The sequence below is a fragment of the Polaribacter uvawellassae genome (genome assembly GCF_039748955.1).
In the GTDB taxonomy this organism is placed as follows: Bacteria; Bacteroidota; Bacteroidia; order Flavobacteriales; family Flavobacteriaceae; genus Polaribacter; species Polaribacter uvawellassae.
Genome location: NZ_JBDIZN010000001.1, coordinates 667,800 through 678,735, shown reverse-complemented (window position 1 = coordinate 678,735; position 10,936 = coordinate 667,800). Strand labels below are relative to the sequence as shown.

At 32.3% G+C, this 10,936-nt stretch carries 10 protein-coding genes; 7 read left to right on the top strand and 3 right to left on the bottom strand.

Annotated elements, in window-relative coordinates:
* Positions 1-2 precede the first annotated feature (2 nt).
* Positions 3-629: a polysaccharide deacetylase family protein gene (locus ABDX67_RS03120; protein WP_347173483.1), complete on the top strand. Its 627-nt coding sequence runs from the start codon at positions 3-5 to the stop codon at positions 627-629.
* Here ABDX67_RS03120 and ABDX67_RS03115 read toward each other — a convergent pair.
* Positions 626-919 carry a thioredoxin family protein gene (locus tag ABDX67_RS03115; RefSeq protein WP_301402527.1) on the bottom strand — a complete coding sequence of 98 codons (294 nt, stop codon included), beginning with the start codon at positions 917-919 and terminating at the stop codon, positions 626-628. The genes ABDX67_RS03120 and ABDX67_RS03115 overlap by 4 nt on opposite strands.
* Positions 920-1,057: 138 nt before the next feature.
* The gene (cphA, locus tag ABDX67_RS03110) at positions 1,058-3,700 is read right to left on the bottom strand and encodes a cyanophycin synthetase (RefSeq protein WP_347173482.1); all 2,643 of its coding nucleotides are present in this window, start codon (positions 3,698-3,700) and stop codon (positions 1,058-1,060) included.
* 94 nt (positions 3,701-3,794) lie between these two features.
* Between cphA and ABDX67_RS03105 the strand changes: the two genes are divergently transcribed.
* Positions 3,795-4,658 carry a cyanophycinase gene (locus ABDX67_RS03105; protein ID WP_347173481.1) on the top strand — a complete coding sequence of 288 codons (864 nt, stop codon included), beginning with the start codon at positions 3,795-3,797 and terminating at the stop codon, positions 4,656-4,658.
* A gap of 50 nt (positions 4,659-4,708) precedes the next feature.
* Here the strand turns inward: ABDX67_RS03105 and ABDX67_RS03100 are convergent, their stop codons facing one another.
* Positions 4,709-5,638: an isoaspartyl peptidase/L-asparaginase family protein gene (locus tag ABDX67_RS03100; protein ID WP_347173479.1), complete on the bottom strand. Its 930-nt coding sequence runs from the start codon at positions 5,636-5,638 to the stop codon at positions 4,709-4,711.
* A gap of 172 nt (positions 5,639-5,810) precedes the next feature.
* On the opposite strand from ABDX67_RS03100, the gene polA reads away from it, so the two are divergent.
* The 5 genes from polA (at position 5,811) to ABDX67_RS03075 (ending at position 10,645) form a co-directional block, all read left to right on the top strand.
* Positions 5,811-8,675, top strand: a complete 2,865-nt coding sequence (polA, locus tag ABDX67_RS03095; RefSeq protein ID WP_347173478.1) for a DNA polymerase I — start codon at positions 5,811-5,813, stop codon at positions 8,673-8,675.
* Positions 8,676-8,686: 11 nt separating this feature from the next.
* Positions 8,687-9,067: a hypothetical protein gene (locus ABDX67_RS03090; protein WP_347173476.1), complete on the top strand. Its 381-nt coding sequence runs from the start codon at positions 8,687-8,689 to the stop codon at positions 9,065-9,067.
* Between the two features lie 174 nt (positions 9,068-9,241).
* A complete protein-coding gene (locus ABDX67_RS03085; protein ID WP_347173475.1) occupies positions 9,242-9,994 on the top strand; it encodes a hypothetical protein in 753 nt (250 codons plus the stop codon).
* A 235-nt stretch (positions 9,995-10,229) separates the two neighbouring features.
* On the top strand, positions 10,230-10,448 hold the full coding sequence (locus tag ABDX67_RS03080) for a hypothetical protein (protein WP_347173474.1): 219 nt from the start codon (positions 10,230-10,232) through the stop codon (positions 10,446-10,448).
* Positions 10,448-10,645: a type II toxin-antitoxin system RelE/ParE family toxin gene (locus tag ABDX67_RS03075; RefSeq protein ID WP_347173473.1), complete on the top strand. Its 198-nt coding sequence runs from the start codon at positions 10,448-10,450 to the stop codon at positions 10,643-10,645. Before ABDX67_RS03080 ends, ABDX67_RS03075 begins: the two co-directional genes overlap by 1 nt.
* Positions 10,646-10,936 lie beyond the last annotated feature (291 nt).

Genomic DNA, 10,936 nt, shown 5'->3' with positions numbered 1-10,936 from the left:
TTATGAAATTGTATCTAACAAAAACACCACGTATAATTCAACAGATTTTCAAGAATTATACGTGGTATTTTTCTTCGGATAAAAAAGAAATTTACCTCACTTTTGATGATGGTCCAACTCCAGAAATAACCGAGTTTGTTTTATCAGAATTAAGAAAACACAATGCAAAAGCTACTTTTTTTTGTATCGGAAAAAATGTTGCTGAAGAACCAGAAATATACAACCAAATTATAGAAGAAGAACATCAAATTGGTAATCACACTAATAATCATACAAAAGGGAGCAAAACAAAAACAAAAGCATATATAGAAAATATTATGCTTGCAGAAAAGCAGCTTCAAAACAATGCAAAATTATTTCGTCCTCCTTATGGAAAAATAAAAAGAAGTCAAGCAAAAAAATTAAGAAGCTTAGGTTTTAAAATTATTATGTGGGATGTTTTAAGTGCAGATTTCGATACTTCAATAAGTAAAAATAAATGCTTAGAAAATGTATTAAAAAACACTACAAACGGAAGTATAATTGTTTTTCATGACAGCGTAAAAGCGTCAGAAAAACTAAAATATGTTTTACCAAAAGTCTTGAAATATTATTCTGAAAAAGGATTTGTTTTTAAAGCTATTGCTTAAACATATTGTTGTACCAAACCAATTAAAGTATTGGCATCTTGCTCACCCGTTTGACGCCATTTCATTTCACCATTTTTATAAATCATAAAAGTTGGATTTCCTTTAACACGCAATGTATCAGCAAGAATTTCGTTCTTTTTTATGTCTATTTTTATCACTTTAGCTTTATCTCCTAAAGCTGCTGCAACGTCTTTTAATGTATCTAAGTTGTTTTCCTCGTCATTCCAATCAAAATAAAAATCTATTAAAACTGGTTTTTTTACATTAATTAACTCTCCAAATTTTGTCATAATCTATAAGTTTTTAGGGGGAAAAACATACTGGTTATCTATTTGCTAGTTTACAAATATAACATTTTTGATTAAATCTACTGATTATCAAGCATTTTTCAATTTTACAACAGCTTAGTAATTATAATTCTTTTAGAATTAATCATTAAAAACCAATTCTCCTTTTGCTTCTAGCTCTTTAAATTCTTGTACCAAATCTAAAGCATCAGGAATTACATCGCTACACAATACAATAAGTGAACCTTTTACTGCATTTTTAACTGCATAAGTAATTGCTTCTTTTTCTGATGGAATAATGGTTGTTTTTTTATTTGGATCTTTCATTTGTATCCCATCATTCAACATTTTAATCAATTCTTCTTCTGTTCTTCCGCGCAAACGTTTGTCTTGTCTGATAATAATTTCATCAAACATTTCTGCAGCAATGCTTCCTATTTCGTTAGTGTCTTGTTCTCTTCTATCTCCAACTCCAGCGATGATTCCTACTTTTATAGTTGCGTCTAATTCATCTGTAAATTTTTGTAAAGCTCTCATTCCTGCAGGATTATGTGCATAATCTAACAAAATGGTAAAGTTGTTAAACTTAAATAAATTTAAACGTCCAGGAGTTTGTGAAGCAGATGGAATAAAAGTTTCTAAAGCTGCTTTCATATCTTCAATACTAATTCCTTGAACGTGTGCCGCCAAAACTGCTGCCAAAACATTCTGAATCATGAATTTTGCTTTTCCGCCATACGTTAACGGAATGTTTTCTGCTTTCATCAAGCGCATTTTCCATTCACCTCTACAAATTGTAACGTAGCCATTTTCATACACAGCTGTAATTCCGTTTAAACGTTGCAATGCTTTTATTCGTGGATTATTTTCATCCATAGAAAACAACGCAACATTACATTCAACATTACGCCTCATGTCATACACCAAATCATCATCAGCATTTAAAATTGCGTAACCATCTGGCAACACTGTTTCTGGAACAACTGCTTTTACTTTTGCCAATTGCTCTATTGTATGAATTCCTTTTAACCCTAAATGATCTGCTGCAACATTAGTAACAACAGCAACATCACATTTTTTAAAACCCAATCCAGCTCTTAATAATCCGCCACGAGCGCATTCTAAAACCGCAAAATTCACCGTTGGATCTTTCAATACAAATTCTGCACTTGCCGGGCCAGTACAATCGCCAGTCATTAATAATCTATTTTGAATATACACGCCATCACTGGTTGTATAACCAACGCGATAACCTTTCATTTTTGCAATATGTGCAATTAAACGAGTCGTGGTTGTTTTTCCGTTTGTTCCTGATGTTGCGATAATTGGAATGCGACCTGTATCGCCTTTTTGCGGGAATAATTTATCTATTACCGGAGCAGCAACATTTCTTGGTAATCCAGTTGTTGGTGCTAAATGCATTCTAAATCCTGGCCCCGCATTTACTTCTAAAACTGCACCTCCAGTTTCCGAAAGCGGCTTCGAAATATCTGTTGTCATAATATCGATTCCACAAATATCTAAGTCGATAATTTTAGAAATACGTTCTGCCATACTCACATTTGCTGGATGCACAATATCTGTAACATCTTCTGCCGTTCCTCCGGTACTTAAATTAGCAGTATCTTTTAAAATGAGTCTTTTTCCTTTTGAAATTATAGAATCTAAGGTATAACCAGCATCTTTAATTATGGTTTTTGTTAGTTCATTTACAGTAATTTGTGTTAACACGTTTTCATGACCATAACCACGTCGTGGATCTTTATTTACTTCATCAATCAATTCTTGAATGGTAGATTTTCCATCTCCAATAACATGTGCTGGTGTTCTAACTGCAGCAGCAACTAATTTATTGTTAATTACTAACAGCCTAAAATCTTCACCTTCAATAAATTTTTCAACAATGATTGCGCCACTTTTAGAGCTTTCTTTAGCATGATGAAATGCTTGCAGCGCATCTTCATAATTTTGAATATCAACCGTAATTCCTCTTCCATGATTTCCATCAATTGGCTTTATCACTAAAGGGTAACCAACATAACGGCAAGCATCTTCTAAACTACGTTCTCTTCTAATAATATCTCCTTTTGGCACTTCAACCTCCGCTTGTTCTAACAAGTATTTTGTATCTTCTTTATCACAGGCTAATTCTACTCCAATACTACTTGTTTCACTAGTAACTGTAGCTTGAATTCGTTTTTGATTTGCGCCATAACCTAATTGACACAACGAATATTTATTCAATCTAATCCAAGGAATTCCTCTCGCCTCTGCTTCTTCTACAATAGAACCTGTACTTGGTCCTAAACGCGAGCTTTCTCTTAACTCTCGCATTTCTTGAATATCATCAGTTAAATCATATGCTTCTCCAGCAATTAATGCTTCACAAATTTCAACTGCAGCTTTGGCGGCATATCTTCCAACATTTTCTTCCATATAAGAAAAAACCACATTGTAAACACCTTTTTCTCCATAATCGCGCGTTCTTCCAAAACCTGTATCCATTCCAGCCAAAGTTTGAATTTCTAATGCGATATGTTCTATGATATGTCCCATCCAAGTTCCTTCATCAACACGCATAAAAAACCCACCTTCACATCCTTCTGAACACCTATGAGAATACATTGAGGGAAACATTGTTTTTAATCGTTCAGAAAAACCTTCTATTTTATTAGATGGTTTCTCTTCCATTTCTCCAAGATCTAATACCATTACGATTAATTTATGTCTTCTAATAGACCAATAGTTTGGTCCTCTCATTGCATTGATTTCTCTAATCTTCATATTTGTGGTTTTTATTATTTATTGAAAGTTTATAAATATATACATTTTTTAAGAAAAAAAATCCTTTATTTTTGCGCTGATAAAAAATAATTTTATGCAGCAGGTAAAAGGGACATTAATTCCGATTGGTGGAAATGAAGATAAAGGGAATACTAAAAACGAAATGTACACTCTCGAGTTTATTGATGATGGTATTTTATTTCACGTTGTAGAAGAAGCTGGAGGAAAAGATGCAAATATTGTAATTATACCAACTGCATCAAGCATTCCTAAAGAAGTTGGTGAAAATTATTTAGAAGCTTTTACTACATTAGGATGTAAAAATATTGCAGTTTTAGATATCAGAAGTAAAGAGGATTCTGAAAAAGAAGCATCAATTGAATTAATAAAAAATGCTAATTGTGTGATGTTTTCTGGCGGAAATCAATCAAAAATTACTAAGAAAATTGGCGGAACAACCATTCATCAGATTTTATTAGATCGTTATAAAAACGAGGAAGGTTTTGTTATTGCAGGTACAAGTGCTGGCGCAATGGCAATGGCAACAGAAATGATTGCAGGCGGAAGCGCAACTGAAGCTTTTATTAAAGGTGCCGTAACTATGTATAAAGGATTAGGTTTAATTCCTGAATTAATTATTGATACGCATTTTATTAGACGCGGACGTTTTGGAAGACAATCTGAAGCGGTTGCTAAATTCCCTAATCTAATTGGAATTGGACTCGCAGAAGATACCGGAATGATTATTAAAAACGGAAAAGATTGTACTGTAATTGGTTCTGGAATGGCAATTGTTTTTGACGGAAGTAAATTAACTCATAACAACGAAAAAATTCTTGATGAAGGAACGCCAATGACCATGGCAAATCTTACAATTCACGTACTATCAAACGGAGATAATTACGATATTAAAAACAGAAAAGTATCTGTTTTACCTATTGAAGCCGATTTTATTTAGTTCTCAATACTAAATTCTTCGTCTCTCAGAATTTGACTCGAACTGACAATTTATTTATAAATAGAAACCTCCTCTTTTCCGCTGGATGATTTGCTTGCGCGATACATTCCTTCTGTGTTAAAAGGCATAGCAATATTTCCTTTGGTATCAACAGCAATTAAACCACCATCGCCACCAATTTCTAAAATTCTTTTATTGATTACTTCGTTGGATGCTTCTTCTAAAGATAAATTTTTATGTTCCATTAAACACGCAACATCATACGCAACAACTCCACGGATAAAAAACTCACCACTTCCTGTACAAGAAATTGCGCAGGTTTTATTGTTCGCATAATTTCCTGCACCAATCATTGGCGAATCTCCAACTCTACCAAATTTTTTATTGGTCATTCCACCTGTTGATGTTGCCGCAGCAATATTTCCATTTGTATCACAAGCAACCGCACCAACTGTTCCGAATTTAGAATCTTTCTTTTTTGCGTGATCTAATTGAAAACTATCAGTATCTTTAATTTCTAACCATTGATTATGACGAAATTCATCATAAAAATAAGATGGTTCTTCAATGGTATAATTGTTTATTTTTGCAAATTGCATTGCGCCTTCTCCAGCTAAAAAAACATGTTCGCTTTTTTCCATTACATCTTTTGCGAGAGAAATTGGGTTTTTAATTCCGGAAATTAAAGAAACCGCACCTGCATTTAAGGATTTTCCATCCATGATGGATGCATCCATTTCGTGGGTTTCATCCGCAGTAAAAACCGCTCCTTTTCCCGCATTAAACAAATGAGAATCTTCTAAAACAATAACTGCTTTTTCAACAGCATTAACTGAAGTTCCGCCATTTTCTAAAACTGAATATCCTGCATCTAACGCTTCTTTTAACGCAAATTTGTATTGTGCTTCCAATTCAGAAGTCATCATTCCTTTTACTAAAGTTCCTGCGCCACCGTGAATGGCAATTGAAATAGTATTCATCATTTATATTTTGTACAAAAATACATTCTTTTCTATATAAGTTTGTTTTCTTTTTGAAAGATATTGTAATTTGCGTTGTCTGTTCGAGCGCAGTCGAGAACCCATTAATGTTCTATTTTATAATAACCTCTCGACTGCGCTCGAGGAGACATTTTTAATACTTCAATTTACTATGTCAGAACAAAAAAGAGTTTTTTTAGTTGATGCTTATGCATTAATTTTCCGTGGATATTATGCTTTTATTAAAAATCCAAGAATCAATAGTAAAGGTTTAGATACTTCTGCAATTATGGGTTTTATGAATTCATTATTAGATGTTATAAAACGCGAACGACCAGATAAATTGGCGGTTTGTTTTGATAAAGGCGGCAGTGTAGATAGAGTAGAAATGTTTGAAGCTTATAAAGCAAATAGAGATGCAACTCCAGAAGCTATTAAAATTGCAGTTCCATATATTCAAGAAATCTTAAAAGCCATGCACATTCCTATTATGGTAAAAGAAGGTTTTGAAGCTGATGATGTTATTGGAACACTTTCTAAACAAGCAGAAAAAGAAGGTTATCAAACATTTATGGTAACGCCAGATAAAGATTTTGCTCAGTTAGTTTCAGAAAATATTTTTATGTACAAACCTCGTTTTGGTGGTGGTTATGATGTTTGGGGAGTTCCGGAAGTGCAAGAAAAATTTGGAGTTACAGATCCGTTACAAGTCATTGATTTTTTAGGAATGATGGGAGATTCTTCGGATAACATTCCTGGTTTGCCTGGCGTTGGAGAAAAAACAGCAAAGAAGTTTTTAGCCGCTTATGGTTCTATGGAGAACCTGTTAACAAATACTGCCGACTTGAAAGGAAAAATGAAAGAGAAAGTGGAAGGCGCAAAAGAACTAGGATTGCTTTCTAAGAAATTGGCAACTATTATGTTGGATGTTCCTGTTACTTTTAATGCAAAGGATTTTGAACTCGATCAACCAGATATTGAAAAAGTTACCGAACTTTTTAACGAATTAGAATTCAGGAATTTATTGGTCAACTTTACCAGAACTTTTGCCGTTAAAGAAGAAGAAAATTCCACAAAAACTACAGAAACAAAAGAGATCACTTCGACTACGCTCAGCGAACAAAAACCAAAAAAACCTGTAAACACAAATAAAGACGGACAGTTTGATTTATTTGCTACTCCAGGAACTGGAAGCGTTTCTGAAGAAGAAGTTGCATCGGGATTTAAAACCATAGCAACAACCAATCATTTTTACCAACATATCGATTCGCCTTTGTCTCGAAAAATGTTGTTAAAAAAACTACTACAACAAACATCGGTTTGTTTTGATACCGAAACTACAGGTTTAAAAGCCTTAGAAGTTGAGTTAATCGGAATTGCATTTTCGTACGAAATCGGAAAAGGATATTATGTTTCGTTTCCAGAAAATCAAGGTGAAACAAAAGAAATTTTAGAAGAATTTCGTCCGTTTTTTGAATCCGAGGGAATTGAAAAAATTGGACATAATTTAAAATATGATATCAAAGTATTATCGAATTATGAAATGCCTGTAAAAGGGAAATTGTTCGATACGATGATTGCGCATTATTTAATCAATCCAGATATGCGACATAATATGGACATGTTGTCAGAAACCTATTTGAATTATCAACCTGTTTCTATCACCGATTTGATTGGTAAAAAAGGAAAAAACCAACTTTCTATGCGTGTTGTTCCTATTGCAGATCAAACAGAATATGCTGTTGAAGACGCAGACATCACATTGCAATTAAAGGAACATTTTACCAAAGAATTAGAAAGTGGAAATGTTACCAAATTGTTTGATGAAATTGAAACTCCGTTAGTTTCTGTACTTTCTGCGATGGAAATTGAAGGAATCAACATTAATTCTGAATTTTTAAAAGGATTGTCGGTTGAGTTGGCAAAAGACATTGATCGCTTAGAAAAAAGCGTATACGAACAAGCTGGAGAAGAATTTAATTTAGCATCGCCAAAGCAATTGGGAATTGTGTTGTTTGAAAAACTAAAATTGGTTGACAAACCTAAAAAAACCAAAACAGGACAATATGCAACTTCAGAAGATATTTTAAGTTATTTGGCAAAAGATCACCAAATTATTAGAGATATTTTAGAATTTCGTCAGTATAAAAAATTACAAAGCACCTATGTTGATGCGTTGCCAAATGAAGTAAATCCAAAAACAGGAAGAATTCACACCGTGTATGCACAAGCAGTTGCTGCAACTGGTCGTTTGAGTTCTAACAATCCGAATTTACAGAACATTCCGATTAGAACAGCACGCGGACGAGAAGTTCGGAAGGCGTTTATTCCGCGTGATGAAAATCATGTTTTATTAGCGGCAGATTATTCTCAAATTGAATTGCGTATAATTGCTTCTTTAAGTGAAGAAGAAACCATGATTGAAGCGTTTAAAAACGGTGAAGATATTCACGCTTCAACCGCTGCAAAAGTATTTAATGTTCCGTTAAACGAAGTAACTCGAGAACAAAGAAGCAATGCAAAAACGGTGAACTTCGGAATTATTTACGGCGTTTCTGCTTTTGGGTTGAGCAATCAAACAGATTTATCTAGAAGCGAAGCCAAAGAGTTAATTGATACGTATTACGAAACTTATCCAAAGTTAAGAAGTTACATGTCTTCTTTGGTAGATTTTGCTAGAGATAATGGGTATGTAGAAACGGTTTTAAAAAGACGTCGTTATTTAAAAGACATCAATTCTAGAAATGCAGTTGTTAGAAATGCTGCTGAACGAAATGCGGTAAATGCGCCAATTCAAGGTTCGGCTGCGGATATTATTAAACTCGCAATGATTCATATTTTTAGACGTTTTGAAAAAGAAAACTTTAAGTCTAAAATGTTATTGCAAGTACATGATGAATTGGTTTTTGATGCACATAAAGACGAGTTAGAAATTATCAAACCAATTATCAAAGAAGAAATGGAAAATGCTTTTAAAATGGCTGTTCCGTTAGATGTAGAAATAGGAATTGGACAAAATTGGTTGGAAGCACATTAATAAAATTGTAAATGGAATTAGATTATATAGAAAACGTAAACGATCATGGCGAAAACGTAGTTCGGTTGTACAACTTTGACAAAGCAGAAGCAATTCAATTTAGAGATTTAATTAAAGACATTATTATTGCTAAAAAGCAACGATTAGATTTATCTGAAGTTGATTTTATTCAGCCTCGTAATTGCAATTTACTTTTTGGTTTATTTAATTCTGACGAAGGAATACTTACCAAAGACAATGAGACCTTTTTCTGTGTTTTAACCATGGAAAGCTTTGTAAACATGGTGCAACTTTTAGAACCTTTTTGCCAGAAAGAATCTAGAGGTTTTCAATATTTATATGATATTGACAATCCAACTGATTTATTGTTTTTTCCGACTGCTAGTTGGTAAAAGAAAGAAAAAATACTATGCAAAATTTGTGTTTAAAGTAAACTGATAACACAAGAGAAAAGTGCTGTTATCCAGAGAATTATAACCAAAAAACAATATATTTGATTGTATATAACCAGTTGTAAAACATTGAACCCAAGTTTAGAGGATTCAGAATCAATAAAAAAAGAAATTATGATTAGATATTTTTTTATAATACTAATATTATCGTTTTATAGTTGTTCAAAAACAGATGATGATAATGAAAATATTTGCACTTCAAATTGTACAATAATTAAAGAAAAATTCATTACGACAAATAACGTTGGAATACAAGGTGTTAAAGGTCAATTACAATATAGATATTCTGACGGAGGTTTATTAGGTGAAAGTTTTACAAAATTAGTTGCGAATGCGCAAACAGATGAAAATGGAAATTTTGAAGTAGAATTCTATATTCAAGATGATGAACTAGGAAATGCAAATGGCCACTTTACAACTTATTATGAAAGTATAAATCTTGATTCAACAAAATATATTTTTTCAAACAATAATTTTGCGGTTGCAATGCAAACAAAATATTCAATTAGTAATCGCGATACAATAATTGGAAACACATATTATATTCCAAAAAAAACATACATTAAAGTTAATCTAAATAATTTTTCTCCACTAAAAGATGATGATTATTTTGAAGTGATAACTTTATATCCTTTTGGACCAAATATTGGGGCAAATAATTTTCTTGATTCTGAATATTCAACCGGTTCTAGTGGCTGGGGAGCTTTTAAAGCAAATGGAGTTAATTCGCAATTAAATCCCTATGTTGCAGAAAACGAAAGAAATATAATTAGAATTGCTCGTAGAAAAAACGGAATAAATTCTATTGAAGATTTCCCTATTTTTGTGCCAACAAATAATACAATTGAATTAAGCTATGATTATTAAAAACGTTTTACAACAAAGAACTGAGCTAAAAAACAAACTTAAGTCGTATATAATTAATAACTAATTCTCGCCTACTTATAAAAATCCTCACAGACTTTCTTGGTTGGTAATTATTTAGCAACTTTACTGATAAGCTAACGCAACAAAGCTTGTACAAATCCGTTGGGTTTCATACTGACAAAGAGTAGAACTAAATCATATTTTTTGTACATTTGATTAAATAAAGAAATTTAAAATGGATATTCAAACAACGAAACTTGAACTGCTAAAAACAATTTTGGAAAATGAAAATACTGAATTTATCCAAAGAGTAGCTGACTTTGTAAAAAAAGAAAAAATCGATTTTTGGGACGAACTATCTCTATCCGAACAATCTGAAATAAAACAAGGTATTGAGGAATTAAACAAAGGCAAAAGAGTTTCCTACGACTCATTCTTAAAGAAAATTTCTTAATGAAAGTATTCTTATCCGAACTTGCCGAATCAAAACTTATAAAACTATCTGAATATTTACTCGAAGAGTGGAGTTTAAAAACTCGTGACAAGTTTATCTCAAAACTAAACGACAAAATCAAACAAATATCAAATCAACCTGATAGTTGTCCGAAATCATTGGAATTTAAAAATCTTTATAAATGTGTTGTTACATAGCAAACGACTTTTTTCTACAGAATAATAATTGAACGAAAAGAAATTGAAATAATTACAATTTTTGACACAAGGCAACACCCTGATAAATTAAAAAAAGACATTGATTAAAAAGTAGAAAAATCCAACAAAAATCTGAGCTAAAAAACAAACTTAAGTCGTATATAATTAATGACTAGTTCTCGCCTACTTATAAAAATCCTCGCAACTAATCAAACACAAAACAGATAAAACAACAGTTGTTTTTTTTCATATAAAATAAAGTTATCTTTAAAGTTGAACTTAGTTGCCCAT